Origin of the sequence: Streptomyces sp. NPDC058880, assembly GCF_042742535.1 — a bacterium.
Classification (GTDB): Bacteria; Actinomycetota; Actinomycetes; order Streptomycetales; family Streptomycetaceae; genus Streptomyces.
Map to the genome: position 1 here is coordinate 46,149 of NZ_JBHYMC010000014.1, position 24,753 is coordinate 70,901.

Sequence of the window (24,753 nt, forward strand, 5' to 3'; positions counted from 1 at the left end):
GCTGAATAGCTCAAAACCCGACCGGGGATGCCTCACATAAGGGGCATCCCCGGTTGGTCGTTCCACGGGGGGCACACTCGCCGGTAAGGTGGCGTGCACCATTGCTTTGTCGTATACGTCGATCCCTCAGACCGTCACCTCTGACGCAGTAGCGCGGGGGTCGCAGGAGGCACCGTGCTCACCGCGTTCGCCCGGGCGTTCAAGACGCCCGACCTGCGCAAGAAGCTGCTCTTCACGCTCGGCATCATCGTGCTGTTCCGGCTCGGGTCCCACATCCCGGTCCCCGGCGTGAGCTACAAGAACGTACAGATCTGCGTGGAACAGGCCGGAAGCAGCAATGGTCTGTTTGGCCTCGTCAACATGTTCAGCGGTGGCGCGCTGCTGCAGATCACGATCTTTGCTCTCGGCATCATGCCGTACATCACGGCGAGCATCATTCTGCAGCTGCTGACCGTGGTCATCCCGAAGCTGGAGACCCTCAAGAAAGAGGGCCAGTCCGGCACGGCGAAGATCACTCAGTACACGCGCTATCTGACGGTCGCGCTGGCGGTCCTCCAGGGCACCGGCCTCGTCGCCACCGCCCGGACCGGGGCCCTGTTCCAGGGTTGCCAGGTCGCCAGCCAGATCGTTCCCGACCGGTCGATCTTCACGACCGTCGTGATGGTGGTCACCATGACCGCCGGTACCTGCGTCGTCATGTGGCTCGGTGAGCTCATCACCGACCGCGGCATCGGCAACGGCATGTCGATCCTCATGTTCATCTCGATCGCCGCGGGCTTCATCGGCGCCCTGTGGCAGATCAAGCTCCAGGGCAAGATCGCCGACGGCTGGGTCGAGTTCGGCGTCGTCATGCTCGTCGGCCTCGCGATGGTCGGCCTGGTGGTCTTCGTCGAGCAGGCGCAGCGCCGGATCCCGGTCCAGTACGCGAAGCGCATGATCGGCCGCCGCGCGTACGGCGGCACCTCCACCTACATCCCGCTCAAGGTGAACCAGGCGGGCATCATCCCCGTCATCTTCGCCTCGTCGCTGCTCTACATCCCGGCGCTGGTCGTGCAGTTCAGCGGGTCCACCGCGGGCTGGGCCACCTGGATCCAGAAGCACTTCGTCAAGGGCGACCACCCGTACTACATCGCGGTGTACTTCCTCCTGATCGTCTTCTTCGCGTTCTTCTACGTGGCGATCTCGTTCAACCCCGAGGAAGTTGCAGACAACATGAAGAAGTATGGTGGGTTCATCCCGGGTATCCGCGCCGGTCGACCCACCGCCGAGTACCTGAGCTACGTGCTCAACCGGATCACCTGGCCGGGGTCGCTGTACCTGGGTCTCATCGCTCTTGTGCCGACGATGGCGTTGGCCGGCTTCGGAGCGAACCAGAACTTCCCGTTCGGCGGGACGAGCATCCTCATCATCGTGGGTGTGGGTCTGGAAACCGTGAAGCAGATCGAGAGCCAGCTCCAGCAGCGTAACTACGAAGGGTTCCTCCGCTGATGCGAATTGTCCTCGTCGGACCGCCCGGTGCGGGCAAGGGAACGCAGGCCGCGTTCCTTGCCAAGAACCTGTCGATCCCGCACATCTCCACGGGCGACCTGTTCCGGGCCAACATCAGCCAGGGCACCGAGCTGGGCCTGCGCGCCAAGGCGTTCATGGACGCCGGCGACCTCGTCCCGGACGAGATCACCATCGGTATGGCCAAGGACCGGATGGAGCAGCCCGACGCCGCTGGCGGCTTCCTGCTCGACGGCTTCCCGCGCAACGTCTCCCAGGCCGAGGCGCTCGACGTGATGCTCCAGGACTCGGGCATGAAGCTCGACGCCGTCCTCGACCTGGAGGTCGAGGAGGACGAGGTCGTCAAGCGCATCGCCGGCCGCCGCGTCTGCCGCAACGAGTCCGCGCACGTCTTCCACGTCGTGTACGCCGCCCCGAAGACCGAGGGCGTCTGCGACCACTGCGGTGGCGAGCTCTACCAGCGCGGTGACGACTCCGAGGCCACGGTGCGCAACCGGCTGGAGGTCTACCACACGCAGACCGAGCCGATCATCGACTACTACAAGGCCCAGGGCCTGCTGGTGACCATCCCGGCCCTCGGCGAGGTCGCGGACGTCACGAAGCGCGCCATGGACGCCCTGCAGAAGTAGTCCTCCGCAGTACAGGTACGGCCGCGGTGTCCCCAGGGCATCGCGGCCGTACTGTTGAGAAGACCCGTTTCGAAGCTGGAAGGCACGCCCCTATGGTGCAGATCAAGACCCCCGAGCAGATCGCGAAGATGCGCGAGGCGGGGCTGGTCGTCGCCGCGATCCATGCTGCGACCCGCGAGGCGGCCGTGCCGGGCGCCACGACGCGGGACCTGGACATGGTGGCCCGCAAGGTCATCGCGGACGCCGGGGCGAAGTCGAACTTCCTCGGCTACGGCGGTTTCCCCGCGACGATCTGCACCTCGGTGAACGAGGTCGTGGTCCACGGCATCCCCGACGACAAGACCGTCCTGAAGGACGGCGACATCATCTCGATCGACGCCGGTGCGATCGTGGACGGCTGGCACGGGGACGCGGCGTACACGGCCTTCGTGGGCACCGGTCACGCTCCTGAGCTGGTGGAGCTCTCCCGGGTGACCGAGGAGTCCATGTGGGCCGGCATCGCCGCGATGAAGCTGGGCAACCGCCTGGTGGACATCTCGAAGGCGATCGAGATGTACATCAAGCGCCAGCCCCGTCCCGCCACCGGTGAGCACAGCCGCGGCACGTTCGGGATCATCGAGGACTACGGCGGCCACGGCATCGGGTCCGAGATGCACATGGACCCCCACCTGCTGAACTACGTCTCGCGCAAGCGAGGCAAGGGGATCAAGCTGGTCCCGGGCGTCTGCCTGGCGATCGAGCCCATGGTCTCGCTGGGCACGGCCCGGACGGAGGTCCTTTCGGACGACTGGACGGTCATCACCACGGACGGCACCTGGTCCTCGCACTGGGAGCACTCCGTCGCGCTGACGGAGGCCGGCCCGATCGTCCTGACCAGCCCGGACTGCGGCAAGGCGAAGCTGGCGGAGTACGGGGTCAGCACGGCCCCGGACCCCCTCGGTTAATGATCTAGACTCTGGGGCAAACTTTCCGGATTCGTCTTTCTGGGTGCCCTGACGTAGACTGACTCGTCGGCTCTCGTGCACTTCCATGTCTCCATGGCGCACGGAGCTGATCAAGGTAGCCGATTCGAAAGGCGAAGCGTGGCCAAGAAGCAAGGTGCCATCGAAATCGAGGGCACCGTGATCGAGTCCCTCCCGAACGCCATGTTCAAGGTGGAGCTCCAGAACGGTCACAAGGTCCTCGCGCACATCAGCGGGAAGATGCGTATGCACTACATCCGCATCCTGCCCGATGACCGGGTCGTCGTGGAGCTGTCTCCGTACGACCTGACGCGTGGCCGGATCGTCTACCGATACAAGTAGATCTTGCTCTCACTCCTGCCTGGGCGTCCGTCCCGGTGCGGGTGGTGGCACTGACCCGGAGAACCTCACCCACATGAAGGTCAAGCCGAGCGTCAAGAAGATCTGCGACAAGTGCAAGGTGATCCGCCGTCACGGCCGGGTCATGGTCATCTGCGACAACCTGCGCCACAAGCAGCGCCAGGGCTGACGCACGCCGACCGACCTGCCTTAACGCAGTTCTTCGCGCGACGTAAGAAAACGTACATACGCAGAACCCGCCCAGCCCCACACGGGGCCGGCGGCACCTCCGGCGGGGGCCGGGGACCCGGACGTACCATCACCCACCCGGGTGGTCGGCGGTCGGGATCGGTTCTGTGGAAGACCCCCGAACACACAGGAGCCATTGAATGGCACGCGTTTCCGGTGTTGACATCCCGCGCGAAAAGCGTGTGGAGATCGCACTCACCTACGTCTTCGGTATCGGGCGCACCCGGTCCAAGGAGATCCTCGCCTCCACCGGCGTGAACCCGAACACCCGCGTTCGTGACCTGGCCGAAGAGGACCTCGTCAAGATCCGCGAGTACGTGGACGCCAACCTCCGTACCGAGGGTGACCTCCGCCGCGAGATCCAGGGCGACATCCGCCGCAAGATCGAGATCCAGTGCTACCAGGGCATCCGCCACCGTCGCGGCCTCCCGGTGCACGGTCAGCGCACCAGCACGAACGCGCGTACCCGCAAGGGCCCGCGTCGCGCGATCGCCGGTAAGAAGAAGCCGGGCAAGAAGTAGTCCTGTTCAGCGGTCTTGCGCTGTAGGACCGACCACCTCCCGTAGGAGATTGAGATGCCCCCCAAGGGTCGTCAGGGCGCTGCCAAGAAGGTGCGCCGCAAGGAAAAGAAGAACGTCGCTCACGGGCACGCCCACATCAAGAGCACGTTCAACAACACCATCGTTTCGATCACGGACCCGTCCGGCAACGTGATCTCCTGGGCCTCCGCCGGCCACGTCGGCTTCAAGGGCTCGCGCAAGTCCACCCCCTTCGCCGCGCAGATGGCCGCCGAGTCGGCCGCCCGCCGCGCGCAGGAGCACGGCATGCGCAAGGTCGACGTCTTCGTCAAGGGTCCCGGCTCCGGCCGTGAGACCGCGATCCGCTCCCTCCAGGCCACCGGCCTCGAGGTCGGCTCGATCCAGGACGTCACCCCCACCCCGCACAACGGCTGCCGCCCGCCGAAGCGTCGCCGCGTCTGACGCAGCGGACGCACAGTTGCGTTCTTGAGTGTCCGGGCGGTACGTCCCCTTCTGGGGACGTACCGCCCGTACCCTTGCAGTAGCCGTACCCCGGTACGGCCTCCCGTCGGGCGTCAAATAGTGGGCGCCCACGAAAGAAGGAACACAGACATGCTTATCGCTCAGCGTCCGTCGCTGACCGAAGAGGTCGTGGACGAGTACCGTTCGCGGTTCGTGATCGAGCCGCTGGAGCCGGGCTTCGGCTACACCCTCGGCAACTCCCTGCGCCGTACCCTCCTGTCCTCCATCCCGGGTGCCGCTGTCACCAGCATCCGCGTGGACGGCGTCCTGCACGAGTTCACCACCGTGCCGGGCGTCAAGGAAGACGTCACGGACATCATCCTCAACATCAAGCAGCTGGTCGTCTCCTCGGAGCACGACGAGCCGGTCGTGATGTACCTGCGCAAGCAGGGTCCCGGCCTGGTCACCGCTGCAGACATCGCGCCCCCGGCCGGTGTCGAGGTGCACAACCCGGACCTGGTCCTCGCCACGCTCAACGGCAAGGGCAAGCTGGAGATGGAGCTGACCGTCGAGCGCGGTCGCGGCTACGTCTCCGCCGTCCAGAACAAGCAGCTGGGCCAGGAGATCGGCCGCATCCCGGTCGACTCCATCTACAGCCCGGTCCTCAAGGTCACCTACAAGGTCGAGGCGACCCGAGTCGAGCAGCGCACCGACTTCGACAAGCTCATCGTCGACGTCGAGACCAAGCAGGCCATGCGTCCGCGCGACGCCATGGCGTCCGCCGGCAAGACGCTGGTCGAGCTGTTCGGTCTGGCCCGCGAGCTCAACATCGACGCCGAGGGCATCGACATGGGCCCGTCCCCGACGGACGCCGCCCTGGCCGCCGACCTGGCGCTGCCGATCGAGGAGCTGGAGCTCACCGTTCGGTCGTACAACTGCCTCAAGCGCGAGGGCATCCACTCCGTGGGTGAGCTCGTCGCCCGCTCCGAGGCCGATCTGCTCGACATCCGCAACTTCGGTGCGAAGTCGATCGACGAGGTCAAGGCGAAGCTGGCCGGCATGGGCCTGGCCCTGAAGGACAGCCCGCCCGGATTCGACCCGACCGCCGCCGCCGACGCCTTCGGCGCCGACGACGACGCGGACGCCGGTTTCGTCGAGACCGAGCAGTACTGAGAAAGCCTGCGGGGGGCCACGCCCCCCGCACCCACCCCCTTGCGACCGCTTGGGGGAACTGACTCCGGTACCTGACACGGCCGGTGCAGATATGAAGGAGTAACAATGCCGCGTCCCGCAAAGGGTGCCCGCCTGGGCGGCTCCGCCGCGCACGAGAAGCACCTCCTCGCGAACCTCGCGAAGGCGCTCTTCGAGCACGGCCGCATCACCACCACCGAGGCCAAGGCCCGCCGCCTGCGTCCCTACGCCGAGCGTCTGGTCACCAAGGCCAAGAAGGGCGACATCCACAACCGTCGCCTGGTGCTGCAGACGATCACGGACAAGAGCATCGTGCACACGCTGTTCACCGAGATCGCCCCGCGCTACGAGAACCGCCCCGGTGGTTACACGCGCATCACCAAGATCGGCAACCGTCGTGGCGACAACGCCCCGATGGCCGTGATCGAGCTGGTCGAGGCCCTCACGGTCGCCCAGCAGGCCACCGGTGAGGCCGAGGCCGCCACCAAGCGCGCGGTCAAGGAGGCGGAGGCCGCCGAGACCCCCGCCGAGGAGACCAAGGAGGCCTGATCCTCAGGGATCACGCTTGCTTGAACGGCTCTGAACGGGCCCGCCCCCTTCCGGGGCGGGCCCGTTCTGCATCTGGGTGATTCTGAGAGGATCGGTCACGTGAGTGACGAGGTGGAGCCCGGGCACGTCCGGGTACGGCTGGACCTGAGCTACGACGGCAAGGACTTCTCCGGCTGGGCGAAGCAGCGCACGCTGCGGACCGTCCAGGGAGAGCTGGAGAGCGCACTGCGGACCGTGATGCGGCTGGGGGAGCCGGTCGAGCTGACCGTGGCCGGCCGTACGGACGCGGGGGTGCACGCCCGCGGTCAGGTCGCGCAGTTCGATCTCGCCGAGGAGGTCTGGGCCGAACACCACGACAAGCTGCTGCGCCGCCTCGCCGGCCGGCTGCCGCACGACGTGCGGGTGTGGAAGGTCGCCGAGGCCCCCGAGGGCTTCAACGCGCGCTTCTCGGCCATCTGGCGCCGCTACGCCTACCGGGTCGGCGACCACCAGGGTGGCGTCGACCCGCTGCGCCGCGGCCACGTCCTGTGGCACCAGTGGCCCCTGGACGTGGACGCCATGAACGAGGCCTCCGCCCCGCTGCTGGGCGAGCACGACTTCGCCGCGTACTGCAAGAAGCGCGAGGGCGCCACGACGATCCGCACGCTCCAGCAGCTGAGCTGGGAGCGCGGTGAGGACGGCATCGTCACCGCGACCGTCCGTGCCGACGCCTTCTGCCACAACATGGTCCGCTCCCTGGTGGGCGCCCTGCTCCACGTCGGAGACGGGCACCGGCCCACCGACTGGCCCGGCAAGGTGCTGGCCGCCGCCGTACGGGACTCCTCGGTGCACGTGGTCAAGCCGCACGGGCTGACCCTGGAGGAGGTCGGCTACCCGGCGGACGAGCTGCTGGCAGCCCGCAGCAAGGAGGCCCGCAACATGAGGACCCTGCCGGCCGCCGGCTGCTGCTGAGCGCCGCGAAATCGTTTGGGCGGATGGCGCGCCGACCTGGACAATGCCCGGCATGGGACATCTCGAAGCCAGCCACCTGGAGTACTACCTTCCCGACGGGCGGGTCCTGCTCCCCGACGTCTCCTTCCGCGTGGGGGAGGGGTCGGTGGTCGCCCTGGTCGGGGCGAACGGTGCCGGTAAGACCACCCTGCTGAAGCTGATCTCGGGGGAGCTCCAGCCGCACGGCGGCGGCGTCACGATCAGCGGCGGCCTTGGTGTGATGTCCCAGTTCGTGGGCTCCGTACGCGACGAGACGACCGTACGTGACCTGCTGGTCTCGGTGTCCCAGCCGCGGATCCGGGAGGCGGCGAAGGCCGTCGACCGGGCCGAGCACCTGATCATGACGGTGGACGACGAGGCCGCGCAGATGGCCTATGCCCAGGCGCTCAGCGACTGGGCCGACGTCCAGGGCTACGAGGCGGAGACCCTCTGGGACGTCTGCACGACGGCCGCGCTGGCCGTCCCGTACGACTCCGCCCAGTTCCGCGAGGTGCGCACGCTCTCCGGCGGTGAGCAGAAGCGGCTCGTGCTGGAGGCGCTGCTGCGCGGGCCCGATGAGGTGCTGCTGCTCGACGAGCCGGACAACTACCTCGACGTCCCGGGCAAGCGGTGGCTGGAGGAGCAGCTGAAGGCGACCCGCAAGACGGTCCTGTTTGTCTCCCACGACCGGGAGCTGCTGACCCAGGCCGCCGAGAAGATCATCAGCCTGGAGGCGAGCCCGACGGGCTCCGACGTGTGGGTGCACGGTGCGGGCTTCGGGACCTACCACGAGGCACGCAAGGAGCGCTTCGCCCGCTTCGAGGAGCTCAAGCGGCGCTGGGACGAGGAGCACGCCCGACTGAAGGCCCTGGTGCTGCGACTGCGCAACCAGGCCGCGAGCAGCCCCGACATGGCCTCGCGCTACCGGGCGATGCAGACCCGCTTCCAGAAGTTCGAGGAGGCCGGTCCGCCGCCGGAGCCGCCGCGCGAGCAGGACATCACGATGCGGCTCAAGGGCGGCCGGACCGGCGTGCGCGCGCTCACGGTGGAGAACCTTGAGCTCACCGGGCTGATGAAGCCGTTCTCCCTGGAGGTCTTCTACGGGGAGCGGGTCGCGGTGCTCGGTTCGAACGGCTCGGGCAAGTCGCACTTCCTGCGGCTGCTGGCGGGCGAGGACGTCCGGCACACCGGCGACTGGAAGCTGGGCGCGCGGGTGGTTCCCGGCCATTTCGCGCAGACCCACGCCCACCCGGAGCTGTTCGGCCGCACCCTCGTCGAGATCCTGTGGACGGAGGCCGCCAAGCCCCTCGGGCAGGCGATGGGGGCGCTGCGCCGCTACGAGCTGGAGCGTCAGGCCGAGCAGCCCTTCGAGAGGCTCTCCGGCGGTCAGCAGGCGCGCTTCCAGATCCTGCTGCTGGAGCTGGCGGGTACCACGGCGCTGCTGCTGGACGAACCCACGGACAACCTGGACCTGGAGTCCGCGGAGGCTCTCCAGGACGGACTGGAGTCCTACGAGGGGACGGTGCTGTGCGTCACGCACGACCGCTGGTTCGCGCGCACGTTTGACCGCTACCTGGTCTTCGGTTCGGACGGCGTGGTGCGGGAGACTCAGGAGCCCGTCTGGGACGAGCGCAGGGTCGAACGCGAGCGCTGAGCGGTGGCTCGGCGGTGAGGGAGGGGCGTCGTGGGCCTGAGGCCTGGCATCTGGCTCATGAGGTGGCAGGCGCGGCCCCCCGGGGACCGGCTGGTCGGCCTGCTGCTGCGGCCGGCCCCGCGCTCCTGGCAGGTGCTCTGCCTGGCGGTGCTCCTCGGGAGCTGCGTCTCCACGAGCCTGCGGGAGAACTGGGGCTCGGACAACGCCTTCGTGGTCAAGGCCGCGCAGACGCTGCTGGACGGCGGGTCGCCCTACGAGGACAAGCGCTTCCTCTACCTGCCGAGCGCCGTGCTCATGGCGGTGCCGGAGGCGCTGGTGCCGCGGGGGGTGCTGCGCTGGGTCCTGCCGGTCGGCATGTCGGGGCTGCTGGGCATCGGCTGGCTGGCCGCCCTGCGGCTGTTCTCCGTGCCGCTGCGCTCGCGCCTGGCCGTCGGCGGCCCGGCCGTGCTCGCCCTCCTGTACAAGCCGTGGGCGAACCTGGTGCTGATCGGCAACTGGACGGCCGTCTCGGCGGCCGCGCTGCCCCTGGCACTGCTGCTCGCACACCGCCGGTCGTGGGGGTGGGCCGGGCTGGTGGTCGGGCTGGCCATCGCCTGCAAGCCGATGCTGGTGCCGGTCGGGTTGCTGTTCCTCCTCGCCCGGCAGTGGCGGGGGCTGGCCGCGGCGGTGCTGGTGCCGCTGGGGATGTCGCTGGCGGGGGCGCTGCTGATGCCGAGTCCCTCACTGTTCTTCACCAGGACCCTGCCGTTCCTTCTCCAGGGGCAGGACGCGTACGCGCTGCCCTGGGACGCCTCGCCGATAGCGGTGCTGCCGCGGCTCGGGGTACCGCAGCCACTGGCCGTCCTGGTCGCCTTCGCCGGTGCCGCGGCCGGGCTGTGGGCGGCCTGGGCACGGTGGCGGCGCACGGAGGAGGACGCCGACCAGGGTGAGCTGCGTCTCGTCGAGACGGCTTGCATGGTGATGCTCGCCGCATTCCTGGTGTCGCGACCGTCCTTCGATCACTACCTGCTCGTGGTGCTGCCGCTGCTGCTGGCCTCGGCGGTGCGGCCGGGCTCCGCGCCCCGCTCGCCCTGGTTCTGGCTGGCGTTGACGCCCCAGCTGGCGCTGGTGCCCTGGCCCGCGGAGCTGGCCCACAAGCGGCGCGCCTTCAAGGACTGCGCCACCCTGTGCGGGCTCGCCTTCGTCCTGGCGCGTCGTGCACTGCGCTCCGGGCGGGTTATTCTGAAGCCCGTAACAACTGCGGGGTCCCCACCCAGGACCGAACCGGAGTGCGCCGCGACGCCAGCAGCATCGGCATCGCGGACCGCGTTTTGACCCGTACGGGTCTGCTTGGGTATCCTGCTGGTTTGTTATGCGTATTGGCTTTCTCATTCTCACGTGAAAGGGCCTTACGCCGGTCCACCGGACCGATGACCAGCAGTTGGCCGCTCACACGGGTTGCGTCCCCGATGCGAGCGAGGGCTGTCGTGATCGTCCGTGGTGACCCTGTCAGGACCTTCCCGCCGGGCTTGCGCCCGTGGGATACCACCACTGAAGAAGCGAAGGCATACGCGTGCGTACGTACAGCCCCAAGCCCGGCGACATCTCGCGCCAGTGGCTCGTCATCGACGCCCAGGACGTCGTCCTCGGCCGTCTGGCGACCCAGGCCGCTGCCCTCCTGAAGGGCAAGCACAAGCCGACCTATGCCCCTCACATGGACATGGGTGACTTCGTCGTCATCATCAACGCCGACAAGGTTCACCTGTCCGGCAACAAGGCCTCCCAGAAGATGGCCTACCGCCACTCCGGCTTCCCGGGCGGCCTGCGCGCCGTGCGTTACGACGACCTGCTGGCGAACAACCCGGAGAAGGCCGTCGAGAAGGCCGTCAAGGGCATGCTCCCGAAGAACTCCCTGGGCCGTCAGATGCTCTCGAAGCTGAAGGTCTACTCGGGCGACCAGCACCCGCACGCTGCCCAGCAGCCGGTGCCGTTCGAGATCACCCAGGTCGCGCAGTAGTTCCGGCCACCCCCTAAGACACAGAGAATTCTGAGGAGCATCGTGGCCGAGACCACCGCCGAGACCCCCGTCGACGAGTTCGAGGGCGTCGAGGAGTACACCACCGAGTCTGAGGTCGTCGTCGAGGGCGACTACACCTCCGAGTCCCTTGCCGGTCGCTTCGGTGACCCCCAGCCGGCCGCAGGCCTGGGCCGTCGCAAGAACGCCATCGCCCGCGTCCGGATCGTTCCGGGCACCGGCAAGTGGAAGATCAACGGTCGCACCCTTGAGGACTACTTCCCCAACAAGGTGCACCAGCAGGAAGTCAACGAGCCCTTCAAGCTCCTGGAGCTCGACGGCCGCTACGACGTCATCGCCCGCATCTCGGGTGGCGGCGTCTCCGGCCAGGCCGGTGCCCTGCGCCTCGGCGTGGCCCGTGCGCTGAACGAGGCGGACGTGGACAACAACCGCCCGGCGCTGAAGAAGGCCGGCTTCCTTTCCCGCGACGACCGTGCGGTCGAGCGCAAGAAGGCCGGTCTCAAGAAGGCCCGTAAGGCTCCGCAGTACAGCAAGCGCTAATCTGCGCCTGCTGTTCTGCAACGAAACCGCCCCGGCAGCACTCTCTGTGCTGCCGGGGCGGTTCGTTTACCGCCACAAGCGGCACATACCTGACACAAGCGGTCATACGCGAAGCGCACACTCGGGAGGACAACTGTGGGACGACTCTTCGGGACGGACGGTGTACGCGGCGTCGCCAACGCGGATCTGACGGCGGAGCTCGCGCTCGGCCTCTCCGTGGCGGCTGCCCACGTACTCGCCGAAGCGGGCACCTTCGAGGGCCACCGGGCGACCGCGGTGGTCGGCCGGGACCCCCGCGCCTCCGGTGAATTCCTTGAGGCCGCGGTCGTGGCCGGCCTGGCGAGCGCGGGCGTGGACGTCCTGCGCGTCGGTGTGCTGCCCACCCCGGCGGTGGCGTATCTCACCGGTGCGCTGGGTGCCGACCTCGGTGTGATGCTCTCCGCCAGCCACAACGCCATGCCCGACAACGGCATCAAGTTCTTCGCCCGCGGCGGCCACAAGCTCGCCGACGAGCTGGAGGACCGCATCGAGTCCGTCTACGAGGAGCACCGCACCGGTGCCCCCTGGGACCGGCCGACCGGGGCCGGTGTCGGCCGCGTCTCGGACTACACCGAGGGCTTCGAGAAGTACGTCGCCCACCTCATCGGAGTCCTCCCCAACCGCCTCGACGGTCTGAAGATCGTCCTCGACGAGGCGCACGGCGCGGCCTCCTACGTCTCTCCCGAGGCGTTCGCGCGGGCCGGCGCGGAGGTCGTCACGATCGGTGCCGGTCCGGACGGCCTGAACATCAACGACGGCTGCGGCTCCACCCACCTCGGTCTGCTGAAGGCGGCCGTGGTCGAGCACGGCGCCGACTTCGGCATCGCGCACGACGGCGACGCGGACCGCTGCCTGGCCGTGGACGGCACCGGAGCGGAGGTCGACGGCGACCAGATCCTCGCGGTGCTGGCACTGGCCATGCGCGAGGCCGGCCAACTGCGGGAGAACACCGTGGTCGGCACCGTGATGTCCAACCTGGGCTTCAAGCTGGCCATGGAGGGCGAGGGCATCCAGGTCGTGCAGACCGGGGTCGGCGACCGGTACGTGCTGGAGTCGATGAAGGAGCACGGCTACGCGCTCGGCGGTGAGCAGTCCGGCCACGTGATCATCCTCGACCACGCGACCACCGGTGACGGCACGCTGACCGGTCTGCTGCTCGCGGCACGGGTCGCGGCCACCGGCCGTTCCCTCGCCGAGCTGGCGGGGGTCATGCAGCGGCTGCCGCAGGTCCTGATCAACGTTCCCGACGTGGACAAGTCCCGGGTCTCGACCTCCGGCGAGCTGGCGGCGGCGGTGTCCGACGCCGAGCGCGAGCTGGGCACCTCCGGCCGCGTGCTGCTGCGTCCCTCCGGTACGGAGCCGCTCGTGCGCGTGATGGTCGAGGCCGCCGACATCGAGCAGGCCCGCGCCGTCGCCGGCCGGCTCGCGGACGCCGTGAAGTCGGCGCTCGGCTAGGGCGCGCGCTCCAGGGCGCCCCTCCGCTGTGCGCTGCGCGGCGGAGGGGGCCGCGGGGCCCGGCCGGAGCCGCCCGCATGCGCACCGGCAGGGTCAGAGCTTGCGCAGGCTCAGCTTCTGGACCTTGTGGTCCGGCCCCTTGCGGACGACGAGGGTGGCCCGGCCGCGGGTGGGGGCCACGTTCTCCAGCAGGTTCGGCCGGTTGATCGTCCGCCACATCGTCTGCGCGTACTCCATGGCCTCCTCCTCGGAGACCTGTGTGTACTTGCGGAAGTAGGAGAACGGGTTCTGGAAGGCGGTCTCGCGCAGCTTCCGGAAGCGGTTGAGGTACCAGCGCTCGATGTCCTCGGGGCGGGCGTCCACGTACACGCTGAAGTCGAAGTAGTCGGCGAGGGCGACGCGGGTCCGGCCGTCGGTGCCGGGAAGGGCCGGCTGGAGCACGTTGAGGCCCTCGACGATGAGGATGTCCGGACGGCGTACGACGAGCTCCTCGCCGGGCACGATGTCGTAGATCAGGTGTGAGTAGACCGGGGCCCGGACCTCGTCCTTGCCGGCCTTGATGTCGGCGACGAAGCGGGTGAGCGCGCGGCGGTCGTAGGACTCGGGGAACCCCTTGCGGGAGGTGAGTCCGCGCCGCTGGAGCTCCTTCATCGGGTACAGGAAGCCGTCGGTGGTGACCAGTTCCACGCGGGGGTGCTCGGGCCAGCGGGCGAGCAGGGCCTGGAGCAGACGCGCCACGGTGGACTTGCCGACGGCGACCGAGCCGGCGACCCCTATGACGAAGGGGGTGCCCGACTGTGCGCCGTGGCCGTTGCCGGCGTCGCCGAGGAAGGTGTTCAGGGTGCCGCGGAGGTTGCTGGTGGCACCGACGTAGAGGTTGAGCAGGCGCGACAGCGGCAGGTACACGTCGCGGACCTCGTCGAGGTCGATGACGTCGCCGAGGCCGCGCAGGCGCTCGACCTCGTCCGCGGTCAGCGGCAGCGGCGTCCGCTCGCGCAGGGCGCTCCACTCGGCCCGGGTGAGGTCCACGTACGGCGAGACCTCGGGGCCGCGGCGGTGCGCGGAACGCGGGGGCTGCCCGTCCCGGCCGGGGTGCTCCGTTGCTTCCTCGGGCGTGTTGCTTCGTGGCGGCGAAGTGATCACACCGCCATTGTCGGGGCTGGGGGGCGCTTGTGGGTGGTGGGGTCGGTCACGTGGCCAAAGGGGATGCCCGGGCGTCCGGTCCGATTCGCGAAGATCGGGGTCTCGCCCTGATCACGATCCGCGCTCGCGGTCGTCACACCGGAGGCGGGCGCGAGGATCGCCCGTACAGTGCGGAGCGATGCAGTCCACTTGATCGTCCCGCAGCTGCGGGACGTCCTCCGCGCTGCTCTGACACCACCTTGTTTCCCGGGAGTCCTCCGTGCGTACCGCCATACTCCGTCGTGCCGTCCTGACCGCCTCCGGCGCGTCCCTCGCCCTGTTGGCCACCGCCTGCGGCCCCTCGGACGCGCCCGGCGCCGATGCGGACGCCAAGCCGTCCGCGGCCGCCCCGTCTCCTTCGCCCACGCCCGAGGCCAAGGCGCTCACCGCGGTCGAGCTGGAGAAGCTCACGCTGGCCGACGGCGACGTCCGCGACGTCAAGATCCAGAAGGCGGGGGCGGACGACATCGCCAAGGCCGCCGAGGTCACCACCGACAAGCCGGAGTGCGCGCCGCTCGCCCAGGCGGGCAGCCTGGCCCCGATCGGCACGGCCGTCACCACGACGGAGCGCGTCGGTGTCGGCCAGCCGTCCGACCCGGCGAATCCGCTGAGCATCAGCGCGACCTCCGTGCAGCTCGCCTCCTACGACGGCAAGGGGGCGGAGGAGGCCCTCGCGTCCCTGAAGGCCGCCGGCCAGGCCTGCGGGGCGGGGTTCGCGACGACGGCGAAGGGCGAGAAGACCACGGTCAAGTCGGTCACCCCGGCGGCGTTCACCGCCGGCGACGACGCCGCGGCGTGGGCGTTCGCCACCGAGGACGACGGCGAGGCCATGAACAGCCAGATGGTCGCCTTCCGCAAGGGCAACAACCTCGTGGTCGTCCACACGGTCCGCTTCGACACCAAGCCGGCCGACGCGCGGGCGTTCGTCGACGCGCAGCTGAAGAAGCTCGGCTGAATCGGTCTCGTACCGGTCACGATCCGATGCGGCCCGCGAAATTCGCGGGCCGCTGATCATTTGACCAGTAGATTGGCCGTACAACCGTTCGGAGCCGCGCCCGGTCGAGGGTGCGGCTCCCGCGTGCCGTTTTCGTTGCCTGTGGGGGAGTCTTCTCGTGCGTAGCACCCTTGTTCGCCGTTCTGTCATGACCGCGTCCGCCGTGTCCCTGGTCCTGCTGGCCACCGCCTGCGGTTCCGACAAGGCCGACACCAAGGCGGACGCCAAGCCGTCCGAGGCCGCGGCGACGTCGGCGGCCCCCGCCGCCAAGGGCAAGACCGACGCGGAGCTGGCGAAGCTCCTGGTGACCCAGGCCGACCTCGCGGACCACACCTTCAAGGAGTCCACGCCCGCCGAGGCCGCCGCCGGCGCCACCGCCACCAGCGACAAGCCCGAATGCAAGATCCTGGTCCAGGCCCAGGCCTTCGTCCCGGCCGGCACCCCCTCCGGCACGGCCCGCACCAAGGCGATCGCCACCCCGAAGCCCGCCACCGGCACCTCGCCGGAGGATGCGGCGAAGGCGATCGCGGGCGCCCTCGGTTCCACGGCCACCACGGTGACCCTCGCCTCGTACGAGGCCAAGGGCGCCGAGGAGGCCTTCGCCGCGGTGAAGACCGCGAGCGAGAAGTGCTCGGGCGGCTACGCGGCCACCCAGGACGGCGAGACCACCAAGATCACCAAGGTCATGCCCGGTGCCGCCGTCACCGGTGGCGACGAGACCCTGCCCCTCACCGTCGAAATCGACGCCGACGGCGAGAAGCTGACGACCCAGCTGGTCCTCGTCCGCAAGGGCAACACGGTCGCCACCTTCTCCTCCCTGAGCCTGGCCGGCACCGCCGAGCAGCCGAAGGCCCTCGTCGAGGCCCAGGCCAAGAAGCTCGGCTGAGGCCCCTTCCGACGCACCGTCAACCCCGCTCCGGCCGATGCGCCGGGGCGGGGTTTTCGTCTTGTTCGGCTACGGGGCAGACGGCCGGCCACGGCGTACGCTGCGCCCTATGTGCGGAATTGTGGGTTACGTGGGAGCGCAGTCTGCGCTCGATGTGGTCATCGCCGGACTCAAGCGACTGGAGTACCGCGGCTACGACTCGGCAGGGGTCGCCGTACTCGCGGACGACAGCCTGGCCGCTGCCAAGAAGGCCGGCAAGCTCGTCAATCTGGAGAAGGAACTGGTCGCGAACCCGCTGCCGGCCGGTTCCACGGGACTCGGGCACACCCGGTGGGCGACCCACGGCGGGCCCACCGACGTCAACGCGCACCCGCACCTCGACAACGCGGGGCGCGTGGCCGTCGTCCACAACGGCATCATCGAGAACTTCGCCGTGCTCCGGGCCGAACTCGCCGAGCGCGGACACCGGCTGGACTCCGAGACCGACACCGAGGTCGTCGCCCACCTGCTGGCGGAGCGGTTCTCGGCCACCGGCGACCTCGCCGAGGCCATGCGGCAGGTGTGCCGCCGCCTCGAAGGAGCCTTCACCCTGGTGGCCGTGCACGCCGACGCACCGGACGTCGTGGTCGGCGCGCGCCGGAACTCCCCCCTGGTGGTGGGCGTCGGCGAGGGGGAGAACTTCCTCGCCTCGGACGTGGCCGCGTTCATCGCCCACACGCGGTCCGCGATCGAGCTCGGGCAGGACCAGGTCGTCGAGCTCCGCCGCGAAGGGGTCGCGGTGACCAACTTCGACGGGTCGGCGGCCGTCGTGCGGGCGTACCACGTGGACTGGGACGCCTCGGCGGCCGAGAAGGGGGGATACGACTACTTCATGCTCAAGGAGATCGCCGAGCAGCCGAAGGCCGTTGCCGACACCCTCCTGGGCCGGATCGACGCGAGCGGCTCGCTGAGCCTGGACGAGGTGCGCATCCCCGTCTCGGTGCTCAGGGAGGTCGACAAGGTCGTCATCGTGGCGTGCGGCACCGCCTACCACGCGGGCATGATCGCGAAGCTGGCCATCGAGCACTGGACCCGCATCCCGTGCGAGACGGAGCTGGCCAGCGAGTTCCGCTACCGTGACCCGATCCTGGACCAGCGGACCCTGGTCGTCGCGATCTCGCAGTCCGGCGAGACCATGGACACCCTGATGGCGCTGCGCCACGCACGCGAGCAGGGCGCCAGGGTGCTGGCCATCTGCAACACCAACGGGTCGACGATTCCGCGGGAATCGGACGCCGTGCTCTACACGCACGCCGGTCCCGAGGTCGCCGTCGCCTCGACGAAGGCCTTCTTGACCCAGCTGGTGGCCTGCTATCTCGTCGCGCTGTACCTCGGACAGGTCCGGGGCACCAAGTGGGGCGACGAGATCGAGGCGGTGATCCGCGAACTGTCGGACATCGCCGCCGCCGTGGACACCGTCCTGGAGACCATGGAGCCGGTACGGGCGCTCGCGCGTTCCCTCGCCGACAAGGACACCGTGCTCTTCCTCGGGCGGCACGTGGGCTACCCGGTGGCGCTGGAGGGCGCGCTCAAGCTCAAGGAGCTGGCGTACATGCACGCCGAGGGCTTCGCGGCGGGCGAGCTCAAGCACGGGCCGATCGCCCTGATCGAGGAGGACCTGCCGGTGGTCGTGGTCGTGCCCTCGCCGCGCGGCCGCTCCGTGCTCCACGACAAGATCGTGTCGAACATCCAGGAGATCCGGGCGCGCGGGGCACGGACCATCGTGATCGCGGAGGAGGCGGACGAGGCGGTCGTCCCGTACGCGGACCACCTGATCCGCATCCCGGCCACCCCGACACTGCTCCAGCCGCTGGTGGCGACGGTGCCGCTGCAGGTGTTCGCCTGCGAACTGGCCACGGCCCGCGGCAACGAGGTGGACCAGCCGCGTAACCTCGCAAAGTCCGTGACCGTGGAGTAGTCGGGTAGTGGGGTAGGCCTCGTGATTGTCGGCGTCGGGATCGATGTGGCGGAGATCGAACGCTTCGGAGCGGCGCTGGAGCGCACGCCGGGCCTGGCCGGGCGGCTGTTCGTCGAGGCCGAGCTGACGCTGCCGAGCGGCGAGCGGCGCGGGACCGCCTCGCTCGCCGCGCGGTTCGCCGCCAAGGAGGCGCTGGCCAAGGCCCTCGGTGCGCCCGCCGGCCTGCTCTGGACCGACGCCGAGGTCTATGTGGAGGACACCGGGCAGCCGCGGCTGCGGGTGTCGGGGACGGTGCGGGCGCGGGCGCTGGCGCTGGGGGTGAAGTCCTGGCACGTCTCGCTGAGCCACGACGCCGGTGTGGCCTCCGCGGTGGTGATCGCGGAGGGTTGACCCCATGCGTACTGCTTACAGCGTGGAGACCGTACGGGCCGCCGAGCGGGAGTTGATGGCCCGGCTGCCGGAGGGCGCCCTGATGCTGCGGGCGGCGGCCGGGCTGGCCGCCGTGTGCGCGGGCCTGTTGACGCGGCGCCGCGGCCGGGTCTACGGGGCACGCGTCGTGCTGCTCGTCGGCCCCGGGGACAACGGCGGCGACGCCCTGTACGCCGGCGCGCGCCTGGCCCGGCGCGGGGCCGGGGTGACGGCCGTGCCGATGGACCCGGCACGGATGCACGCGGGCGGGGTGGCCGCACTGCGGGCCGCCGGCGGGCAGCTGGCGCGGAGCGTGCCGCAGCGGGCCGACCTGGTGGTGGACGGGCTGCTCGGGATCGGCGGGCGGGGCGGGCTGCGGCCCGCGGGCGCCGCGCTGGCGGAGCGGATCCCGCAGGGGGCCGCGGTGGTCGCCGTGGACCTGCCCAGCGGGGTGGACGCCGACACCGGGGAGGTGGCGGGAACGGCCGTCACGGCCGACGTGACGGTCACCTTCGGGGCGTACAAACCGGGTCTGCTGATCGACCCGGGGGCCTCGCGGGCGGGCGCGCTGCACCTCGTGGACATCGGGCTGCGGCTGCCGGAGCCGGAGGTGGAGGCACTCCAGCACGCGGACGTGGCGCGGCTGCTGCCGGAGCCGACGGCATCGAGCGACAAGTACCGGCGCGGCGTCGTCGGGATCGTGGCCGGATCGACGCAGTACCCGGGGGCGGCGGTGCTGGCCGTCGCGGGGGCCCTGCGCGGCGGCGCGGGCGCGGTGCGCTACGTCGGCCCGGCGGCGGACGCCGTGCTGGCGCGCTACCCCGAGACGCTGATCGGACCCGGGCGGGTGCAGGCGTGGGCGATCGGTCCCGGCCTGGGGGAGGGGCGCGGCGGCGAGGTCGCGGACGTCCTCGCCGGGGACACGGCGGTACTGGTCGACGCGGACGGGCTGCGCGGACTGGACCCGCAGGTGCTGCGCGCGCGGACCGCCCCGACCCTGCTGACCCCGCACGCGGGGGAGGCGGCGGCGCTGCTCGGGGTGTCGCTGGAGTCGGTGGAGGCGGGCCGGCTGGCGGCCGCGCGGAGGCTGGCGGAGCGGTACGGGGCGACGGTTCTGCTGAAGGGGTCGACGACGCTGGTCGCCTCCGCAGGCCGGCCGGTCCGGGTGAACCCGACGGGAACACCGTGGCTGGCCACCGCGGGCAGCGGGGACGTGCTGTCCGGACTGGCCGGGTCGCTCCTGGCGGGCGGGCTGTCCGGAGCGGACGCCGGTGCGGTGGGCGCGTACCTCCACGGGCTGGCGGCCCGCCGCACCGGCGGCCCCCTGACGGCCCACCAGCTGGCCGAGGCCCTCCCCGCCGCCTGGCGGGACACCCGCCGGGAGGCCGGCCCCGACGGCGGGTGAGGCGCGGGGGCCGGGCAGCTCCCCGGGAGGGCCGACGGGGGTGGAGGCCCGGTGCGAGGGCTCGGCGAGGGCTCGGCGCGGGGGCTCGGAGGGGGCTCGGCGAGGGCTCGGCGCGGGGGCTCGGCGGGGCGCCGGTGCGGGGCCGTCCGCCGCCGCTGTCCGCCTCTTCGGCCGTCGGCACCAGGGCCGGGCGGGGACTCTGAGAGACTGTGGACGATGAACGAGACACCGACGCGCGTGTATGCCGAGATCGATCTTGACGCCGTCCGGGAGAACGTGCGCGCGCTGCGCGAGCGGGCGCCCCGGGCCGAGTTCATGGCCGTCGTCAAGGCGAACGCCTACGGGCACGGGGCAGTGGAATGCGCCGGGGCCGCTCGGGAGGCCGGCGCGACCTGGCTCGGGACCGCCACCCCCGAGGAGGCCCTCGCGCTGCGCGCCGCCGGGATCGAAGGCCGCATCATGTGCTGGCTGTGGACCCCCGGCGGGCCCTGGCGGGAGGCCGTCGAGGCCGGTCTGGACGTCTCCGTCAGCGGCATGTGGGCCCTCGACGAGGTGCGCGAGGCAGCCCGCGCGGCCGGCCGCACCGCACGCATCCACCTCAAGGCCGACACCGGCCTCGGCCGCAACGGCTGCCAGCCCGCCGACTGGGAGGCCCTGGTCGGGGCGGCGGTAGCCGCCCAGGCCGAAGGCGCCGTCGAGGTCACCGGCCTCTGGTCGCACTTCGCCTGCGCCGACGAGCCAGGCCACCCCTCGATCAAGCTCCAGCTCGACGCCTTCCGCGAGATGCTCGCGTACGCCGAGAAGGAGGGGATCGACCCCGAGGTCCGGCACATCGCCAACTCGCCCGCCACCCTCACCCTGCCCGAGTCGCACTTCGACCTGGTGCGCTGCGGGGTGGCCGTCTACGGCGTCTCGCCGGTGCCCGAGCTCGGCACCCCGGCCCAGTTGGGCCTGCGGCCCGCGATGACCCTCAAGGCCTCCCTCGCGCTGGTCAAGACGGTTCCCGCCGGCCACGGGGTCAGCTACGGCCACCACCACGTCACCGGCGACCGGACGACCCTCGCGCTGGTTCCGGCCGGCTACGCCGACGGCATCCCGCGCCAGGCGTCGGGCGCCGGTCCGGTGCTCGTCGGCGGCACGGTCCGGAACGTCGCCGGACGCATCGCCATGGACCAGTTCGTGGTCGACCTGGACGGGGAGGGCGAGCGGGTCGCCGCCGGCGACGAGGTCGTCATCTTCGGCGACCCGGAACGCGGTGAGCCCTCCGCCGAGGACTGGGCACGGGCCGCGCACACGATCGCGTATGAGATCGTCACCCGTATCGGTGGACGGGTACCCCGGGTGTACCTCGGCGGCTGAGCGGAGTGAGGGCGGCGGCGTGAGCGAGAACTGGCGCAGGGCCGGCTGGGCCGGCGCCGCCATCGGCGTGATAGCGGCGGGCGCGGCGGCCGGTGTCGCGGTCGAGCGGATCACCGTGGGACGCGGCGTGCGCCGGAAGGCGCGCCTGGCCCTGGACACGGCCGGGGACTACGGCTCCCTGCGCGGCACCGAGGGGACCTGCCGGGCCGAGGACGCCACCGAGCTCTACTACGAGGTCGACGAGCTCCCCGAGGAGGGCAAGCGGCGGCGGCTGCGCCGCAAGGCCGACCCCCCGGCCACCGTCGTCTTCTGCCACGGCTACTGCCTCGCCCAGGACTCCTGGCACTTCCAGCGGGCGGCCCTGCGCGGAGTGGTCCGCGCGGTCTACTGGGACCAGCGCAGCCACGGGCGCAGCGCACGCGGCCTGGCCCAGGCGGACGGCGAACCGCTCACCATCGAGCAGCTCGGCCGGGACCTGAAGGCCGTCATCGACGCCGCCGCCCCCGAGGGCCCGCTGATCCTGGTGGGTCACTCGATGGGCGGAATGACCGTCATGGGATTCGCCGAGCAGTATCCCGACCTCGTGCGCGACCGCGTCGTCGGCGTGGCCCTGGTCGGCACCTCCAGCGGCCGCCTCGACGAGGTGACCTACGGGCTGCCCGCCGCCGGCATGGGCGCCGTGCGCAGGATCCTGCCGGGCGTGCTGAAGGCGCTGGGATCGCAGGTGGAACTGGTCGAGAGGGGCCGCCGGGCCACCGCGGACCTCTTCGCCGGCATGATCAGGATGTACTCGTTCGGCTCCGGCGACGTGGACCCCGGCGTGGCGCGCTTCGCGGAGCGGCTCATCGAGGGCACCCCGATCGACGTCGTCGCGGAGTTCTACCCGGCCTTCCAGAGCCACGACAAGACCGCCGCGCTCCAGCAGTTCGCCGGCATCCCGGTCACCGTCATCGCCGGGGACAAGGACATGATCACCCCGTCCGGGCACAGTGCGGCCATCAAGGACGTGCTGCCGGCCGCCGAGCTCGTCGTGCTGGAGTCCACCGGGCACCTGATGATGCTGGAGCGCCCCGAGACCGTGACGCGGCTGCTGACCGATCTGCTGGCCCGCACCGGGGCGGTGCCGGTCCCGGTAGCGACTAACGTTGGCGTGCATGGAAGAAGTACCGCTGGAAGCACAGCGCAGCCAGGCACCGGAAGCTGAGTCCGGGCACGGCGCGCACACCCGGATCACCATCGACTCCCCCGGTGCCATGCAGGAGCTGGGCCGCCGGATCGCCGGTCTGCTGCGTCCCGGCGACCTCGTCCTGCTGACGGGTGAGCTGGGTGCCGGCAAGACCACGCTGACCCGCGGCCTGGGCGAGGGGCTGGGCGTGCGCGGGGCCGTGACCTCGCCGACCTTCGTGATCGCCCGGGTGCACCCCTCGCTCACCGGCGGGCCGGCGCTGGTGCACGTGGACGCGTACCGGCTCGGCGGCGGGCTGGAGGAGATGGAGGACCTGGACCTCGACGTGTCGCTGCCCGAGTCCGTGGTCGTCGTCGAGTGGGGCGACGGCAAGGTCGAGGAGCTCTCCGAGGACAGGCTGCACGTGGTGATCGCACGGGCCGTCGGCCACGAGGAGGTCCTGGACGACGTGCGGGAGGTGTCGGTGCGCGGGGTCGGGGCGCGCTGGGACGCGGGGGCGGGCCTCCAGGCCCTGGCCGGAGCGCTCCCGGAGTAAACGTACCGACAACTCGTCGGCAAGATATTGCGCCGGCGGCAGCCCTCGTGATGACATGGTACCGAGAGTTTCTTAGGTATGCCTAAGTACGGTGTCCCGGGGTCCAGGAGGCAGCCATGTCGGCACCAGCAGGAGCGCAGCGCCACCCCCGCCCGTCCGCCGTCTCCATGCACGCGCTGCTCGCCGCCGGCGTGGCCGCCACCGCCGTATCGACGCCGCCCTCGCGCGACGAGTGCGCACCGCGGGAGGGCGCGCCGGAGGGCGTCGTACGCGAACAGGCCGCCCCGGAGTCGGAAGCGGCCTGACGGGGCCGCGAGGGGCCCGGGGGGTCGTCCCGCCGGTTCCCGGCCTCGCGGCCGTCGCCCGTACGGGTGAAGGAGGCGCGTCCCGTCAGGGAATGACGACGACCTTGGAATTGATCGTCGCGAAGGCCCACATCGCGTCGCCGTCGGCGCGCGTCATGCGGATGCCGCCGGTCTTCTTGTTCGGGTCGGGGTCCGGTGTCGTGCCGTCCACGCGGGCGCTGAAGCCGACCGCCACACCCTCCTGGGTGGCGAACCGGACCACGTGCTCGATCGGCGCCCCGTCCGAGCCCGTGACCGAACCCGACCGCGAACCGACGATGTAGGTGCCGGGCTTGGGGTGCACGGTGCTCGGCACCACCGGGAACGACTGCGGCTCCTGCGGCGGCTGCGCGGCGTCCCCCACCAGCCACACCCGCTTCTGGCTCAGCGCATACACGACGCGCACACCCGTGCCGGAAGACTCGGGCACGGGCGCCGGCTTCGCCGGGTCCTGCTGGCCCGCGGCCGCCGGGCTCGCCGCCGGGGCCGGTTCCTGCGCGGCCGCCCGCGGAGGATGCGCCGGCGCCGTCGCGGAGGCCTGGTAGCCGAGGAAGCCGACGGCTGCGATCGCCGCGGCGGTGAGCCCGGCCACGATTCCCGAGCTGCTGCGTGCCACCTTGCTCCACCTCTCCGCGCTGACGTGATCCGTTGTGATCTCTCGGTCGAAAGGTAGCAGCCGCCCCGCTCCACGACCGGGCGCAAGGGGTGCGGCCGCCGGAGTCGTAGGCTGTTCGCGTGCTCTTGCTCGCTGTAGATACCGCCACGCCCGCCGTCACCGTCGCCCTGCACGACGGCGAGTCCGTCCTCGCAGAGTCCGGCCAGGTCGACGCCCGCCGCCACGGGGAGCTGCTGATCCCCTCCGTGGACCGCGTCCTCGCCGAAGCCGGCCTGAAGCTCGAAGCCGTCACCGGCATCGTGGTCGGCGTCGGACCCGGCCCCTACACCGGACTGCGCGTCGGCCTCGTCACCGCCTCCACCTTCGCCGCCGTCCTGGGCGTGCCCGTCCACGGCCTGTGCACGCTCGACGGACTGGCCTACGCCGCGGGCGCCGCCGGGATCGAGGGCCCCTTCACCGTCGCCACCGACGCACGGCGCAAGGAGGTCTACTGGGCACGCTACGAGGACCCGCGCACGCGCGTCGGCGAGCCCTCCGTGGACCGCCCGGCGGACATCGCCGAGCAGGTCGCGGGAGTGCCCGCGGTGGGCCAGGGAGCACTCCTCTACCCCGAGGTGTTCCCGGACGCGCGCGGCCCCGAGCACCAGTCGGCCGCCGCGCTGGCCTCCCTCGCCGCGGAACGGCTGGCGGCGGGCGCGGAGTTCCTCCCCCCGACCCCGCTCTACCTGCGGCGCCCCGACGCCCAGGTGCCCAAGAACTACAAGGTGGTCACGCCGCAGTGACCACGGCCGAGACGGTTCTGCGT

General features: G+C 70.8%; 27 protein-coding genes. 25 read left to right on the forward strand and 2 right to left on the reverse strand.

Annotation, left to right across the window (positions count from 1 at the left end; translation table 11 throughout):
- The first annotated feature begins 174 nt into the window (after positions 1–174).
- From secY to glmM, 15 genes are all read left to right on the forward strand, one after another.
- Positions 175–1,488 carry a preprotein translocase subunit SecY gene (gene secY / locus ACFW2G_RS11180; protein ID WP_037918939.1) on the forward strand — a complete coding sequence of 438 codons (1,314 nt, stop codon included), beginning with the start codon at positions 175–177 and terminating at the stop codon, positions 1,486–1,488.
- A complete protein-coding gene (locus tag ACFW2G_RS11185) occupies positions 1,488–2,135 on the forward strand; it encodes an adenylate kinase (protein ID WP_037918941.1) in 648 nt (215 codons plus the stop codon). Before secY ends, ACFW2G_RS11185 begins: the two co-directional genes overlap by 1 nt.
- A 92-nt stretch (positions 2,136–2,227) precedes the next feature.
- A complete protein-coding gene (gene map / locus ACFW2G_RS11190; RefSeq protein ID WP_037918943.1) occupies positions 2,228–3,079 on the forward strand; it encodes a type I methionyl aminopeptidase in 852 nt (283 codons plus the stop codon).
- Between the two features lie 138 nt (positions 3,080–3,217).
- The gene (gene infA / locus ACFW2G_RS11195) at positions 3,218–3,439 is read left to right on the forward strand and encodes a translation initiation factor IF-1 (RefSeq protein WP_003956442.1); all 222 of its coding nucleotides are present in this window, start codon (positions 3,218–3,220) and stop codon (positions 3,437–3,439) included.
- A gap of 73 nt (positions 3,440–3,512) precedes the next feature.
- A complete protein-coding gene (gene rpmJ / locus ACFW2G_RS11200) occupies positions 3,513–3,626 on the forward strand; it encodes a 50S ribosomal protein L36 (protein ID WP_003956441.1) in 114 nt (37 codons plus the stop codon).
- Positions 3,627–3,825: 199 nt separating this feature from the next.
- Complete coding sequence (gene rpsM, locus ACFW2G_RS11205) at positions 3,826–4,206, forward strand: 30S ribosomal protein S13 (RefSeq protein WP_007265919.1); 381 nt, start codon at positions 3,826–3,828, stop codon at positions 4,204–4,206.
- A gap of 54 nt (positions 4,207–4,260) precedes the next feature.
- Positions 4,261–4,665, forward strand: coding sequence for a 30S ribosomal protein S11 (rpsK, locus tag ACFW2G_RS11210; protein ID WP_003956432.1), 405 nt, complete (start codon positions 4,261–4,263; stop codon positions 4,663–4,665).
- A 150-nt stretch (positions 4,666–4,815) separates the two neighbouring features.
- Positions 4,816–5,838, forward strand: a complete 1,023-nt coding sequence (locus ACFW2G_RS11215; RefSeq protein ID WP_007265920.1) for a DNA-directed RNA polymerase subunit alpha — start codon at positions 4,816–4,818, stop codon at positions 5,836–5,838.
- 105 nt (positions 5,839–5,943) lie between these two features.
- The gene (gene rplQ, locus ACFW2G_RS11220; RefSeq protein WP_037918945.1) at positions 5,944–6,405 is read left to right on the forward strand and encodes a 50S ribosomal protein L17; all 462 of its coding nucleotides are present in this window, start codon (positions 5,944–5,946) and stop codon (positions 6,403–6,405) included.
- Positions 6,406–6,504: 99 nt separating this feature from the next.
- Positions 6,505–7,356, forward strand: coding sequence for a tRNA pseudouridine(38-40) synthase TruA (gene truA, locus ACFW2G_RS11225; RefSeq protein WP_037918947.1), 852 nt, complete (start codon positions 6,505–6,507; stop codon positions 7,354–7,356).
- 52 nt (positions 7,357–7,408) lie between these two features.
- Positions 7,409–9,028, forward strand: coding sequence for an ABC-F family ATP-binding cassette domain-containing protein (locus ACFW2G_RS11230; protein WP_384581327.1), 1,620 nt, complete (start codon positions 7,409–7,411; stop codon positions 9,026–9,028).
- 30 nt (positions 9,029–9,058) lie between these two features.
- A complete protein-coding gene (locus ACFW2G_RS11235; RefSeq protein ID WP_384581325.1) occupies positions 9,059–10,342 on the forward strand; it encodes a glycosyltransferase family 87 protein in 1,284 nt (427 codons plus the stop codon).
- Positions 10,343–10,580: 238 nt separating this feature from the next.
- Positions 10,581–11,024 carry a 50S ribosomal protein L13 gene (gene rplM, locus ACFW2G_RS11240; protein WP_037918950.1) on the forward strand — a complete coding sequence of 148 codons (444 nt, stop codon included), beginning with the start codon at positions 10,581–10,583 and terminating at the stop codon, positions 11,022–11,024.
- A gap of 42 nt (positions 11,025–11,066) precedes the next feature.
- Complete coding sequence (rpsI, locus tag ACFW2G_RS11245) at positions 11,067–11,582, forward strand: 30S ribosomal protein S9 (protein WP_030773858.1); 516 nt, start codon at positions 11,067–11,069, stop codon at positions 11,580–11,582.
- A gap of 135 nt (positions 11,583–11,717) precedes the next feature.
- On the forward strand, positions 11,718–13,076 hold the full coding sequence (gene glmM, locus ACFW2G_RS11250; RefSeq protein WP_037918952.1) for a phosphoglucosamine mutase: 1,359 nt from the start codon (positions 11,718–11,720) through the stop codon (positions 13,074–13,076).
- Between the two features lie 93 nt (positions 13,077–13,169).
- Here glmM and coaA read toward each other — a convergent pair whose 3' ends face one another.
- Positions 13,170–14,219 carry a type I pantothenate kinase gene (coaA, locus tag ACFW2G_RS11255; protein WP_384447050.1) on the reverse strand — a complete coding sequence of 350 codons (1,050 nt, stop codon included), beginning with the start codon at positions 14,217–14,219 and terminating at the stop codon, positions 13,170–13,172.
- Positions 14,220–14,478: 259 nt separating this feature from the next.
- On the opposite strand from coaA, the gene ACFW2G_RS11260 reads away from it, so the two are divergent.
- From ACFW2G_RS11260 to ACFW2G_RS11300, 9 genes are all read left to right on the forward strand, one after another.
- Entirely contained in the window at positions 14,479–15,213 is a 735-nt protein-coding gene (locus ACFW2G_RS11260; RefSeq protein ID WP_384447052.1) for a hypothetical protein, read from the forward strand.
- 187 nt (positions 15,214–15,400) lie between these two features.
- On the forward strand, positions 15,401–16,138 hold the full coding sequence (locus ACFW2G_RS11265; protein WP_384581323.1) for a hypothetical protein: 738 nt from the start codon (positions 15,401–15,403) through the stop codon (positions 16,136–16,138).
- A 109-nt stretch (positions 16,139–16,247) separates the two neighbouring features.
- On the forward strand, positions 16,248–18,095 hold the full coding sequence (gene glmS, locus ACFW2G_RS11270) for a glutamine--fructose-6-phosphate transaminase (isomerizing) (RefSeq protein WP_037918960.1): 1,848 nt from the start codon (positions 16,248–16,250) through the stop codon (positions 18,093–18,095).
- A 21-nt stretch (positions 18,096–18,116) separates the two neighbouring features.
- A complete protein-coding gene (locus tag ACFW2G_RS11275) occupies positions 18,117–18,485 on the forward strand; it encodes a holo-ACP synthase (protein ID WP_037918961.1) in 369 nt (122 codons plus the stop codon).
- A gap of 4 nt (positions 18,486–18,489) precedes the next feature.
- A complete protein-coding gene (locus tag ACFW2G_RS11280; protein WP_384581321.1) occupies positions 18,490–19,908 on the forward strand; it encodes an NAD(P)H-hydrate dehydratase in 1,419 nt (472 codons plus the stop codon).
- A gap of 216 nt (positions 19,909–20,124) precedes the next feature.
- Positions 20,125–21,267: an alanine racemase gene (gene alr / locus ACFW2G_RS11285; protein ID WP_037918963.1), complete on the forward strand. Its 1,143-nt coding sequence runs from the start codon at positions 20,125–20,127 to the stop codon at positions 21,265–21,267.
- Entirely contained in the window at positions 21,212–22,471 is a 1,260-nt protein-coding gene (locus ACFW2G_RS11290; RefSeq protein ID WP_384447059.1) for an alpha/beta fold hydrolase, read from the forward strand. The genes alr and ACFW2G_RS11290 overlap by 56 nt, the downstream gene beginning before the upstream one ends.
- Complete coding sequence (gene tsaE, locus ACFW2G_RS11295; protein ID WP_384447061.1) at positions 22,422–22,988, forward strand: tRNA (adenosine(37)-N6)-threonylcarbamoyltransferase complex ATPase subunit type 1 TsaE; 567 nt, start codon at positions 22,422–22,424, stop codon at positions 22,986–22,988. The genes ACFW2G_RS11290 and tsaE overlap by 50 nt, the downstream gene beginning before the upstream one ends.
- 116 nt (positions 22,989–23,104) lie before the next feature.
- Positions 23,105–23,293 carry a hypothetical protein gene (locus ACFW2G_RS11300; RefSeq protein WP_384447063.1) on the forward strand — a complete coding sequence of 63 codons (189 nt, stop codon included), beginning with the start codon at positions 23,105–23,107 and terminating at the stop codon, positions 23,291–23,293.
- Positions 23,294–23,378: 85 nt separating this feature from the next.
- On the opposite strand, the gene ACFW2G_RS11305 is transcribed toward ACFW2G_RS11300, so the two are convergent.
- Complete coding sequence (locus ACFW2G_RS11305) at positions 23,379–23,948, reverse strand: hypothetical protein (RefSeq protein WP_037918967.1); 570 nt, start codon at positions 23,946–23,948, stop codon at positions 23,379–23,381.
- 119 nt (positions 23,949–24,067) lie between these two features.
- Here ACFW2G_RS11305 and tsaB point away from each other — a divergent pair, with 119 nt between their 5' ends.
- A complete protein-coding gene (tsaB, locus tag ACFW2G_RS11310; RefSeq protein WP_037918972.1) occupies positions 24,068–24,730 on the forward strand; it encodes a tRNA (adenosine(37)-N6)-threonylcarbamoyltransferase complex dimerization subunit type 1 TsaB in 663 nt (220 codons plus the stop codon).
- The last annotated feature ends 23 nt before the right edge of the window (positions 24,731–24,753 follow it).

Coding starts and splice junctions, on each gene's coding strand:
- ACFW2G_RS11300 (WP_384447063.1), top strand. CDS start 23,105: ATGTCGGCACCAGCAGGAGCGCAGCGCCACCCCCGCCCGTCCGCCGTC.
- ACFW2G_RS11185 (WP_037918941.1), top strand. CDS start 1,488: ATGCGAATTGTCCTCGTCGGACCGCCCGGTGCGGGCAAGGGAACGCAG.
- map (WP_037918943.1), top strand. CDS start 2,228: ATGGTGCAGATCAAGACCCCCGAGCAGATCGCGAAGATGCGCGAGGCG.
- alr (WP_037918963.1), top strand. CDS start 20,125: ATGAACGAGACACCGACGCGCGTGTATGCCGAGATCGATCTTGACGCC.
- ACFW2G_RS11280 (WP_384581321.1), top strand. CDS start 18,490: ATGCGTACTGCTTACAGCGTGGAGACCGTACGGGCCGCCGAGCGGGAG.
- rpmJ (WP_003956441.1), top strand. CDS start 3,513: ATGAAGGTCAAGCCGAGCGTCAAGAAGATCTGCGACAAGTGCAAGGTG.
- rpsK (WP_003956432.1), top strand. CDS start 4,261: ATGCCCCCCAAGGGTCGTCAGGGCGCTGCCAAGAAGGTGCGCCGCAAG.
- glmS (WP_037918960.1), top strand. CDS start 16,248: ATGTGCGGAATTGTGGGTTACGTGGGAGCGCAGTCTGCGCTCGATGTG.
- rpsM (WP_007265919.1), top strand. CDS start 3,826: ATGGCACGCGTTTCCGGTGTTGACATCCCGCGCGAAAAGCGTGTGGAG.
- ACFW2G_RS11290 (WP_384447059.1), top strand. CDS start 21,212: ATGAGATCGTCACCCGTATCGGTGGACGGGTACCCCGGGTGTACCTCG.
- ACFW2G_RS11215 (WP_007265920.1), top strand. CDS start 4,816: ATGCTTATCGCTCAGCGTCCGTCGCTGACCGAAGAGGTCGTGGACGAG.
- ACFW2G_RS11265 (WP_384581323.1), top strand. CDS start 15,401: ATGACCGCGTCCGCCGTGTCCCTGGTCCTGCTGGCCACCGCCTGCGGT.
- ACFW2G_RS11230 (WP_384581327.1), top strand. CDS start 7,409: ATGGGACATCTCGAAGCCAGCCACCTGGAGTACTACCTTCCCGACGGG.
- tsaE (WP_384447061.1), top strand. CDS start 22,422: ATGGAAGAAGTACCGCTGGAAGCACAGCGCAGCCAGGCACCGGAAGCT.
- rplQ (WP_037918945.1), top strand. CDS start 5,944: ATGCCGCGTCCCGCAAAGGGTGCCCGCCTGGGCGGCTCCGCCGCGCAC.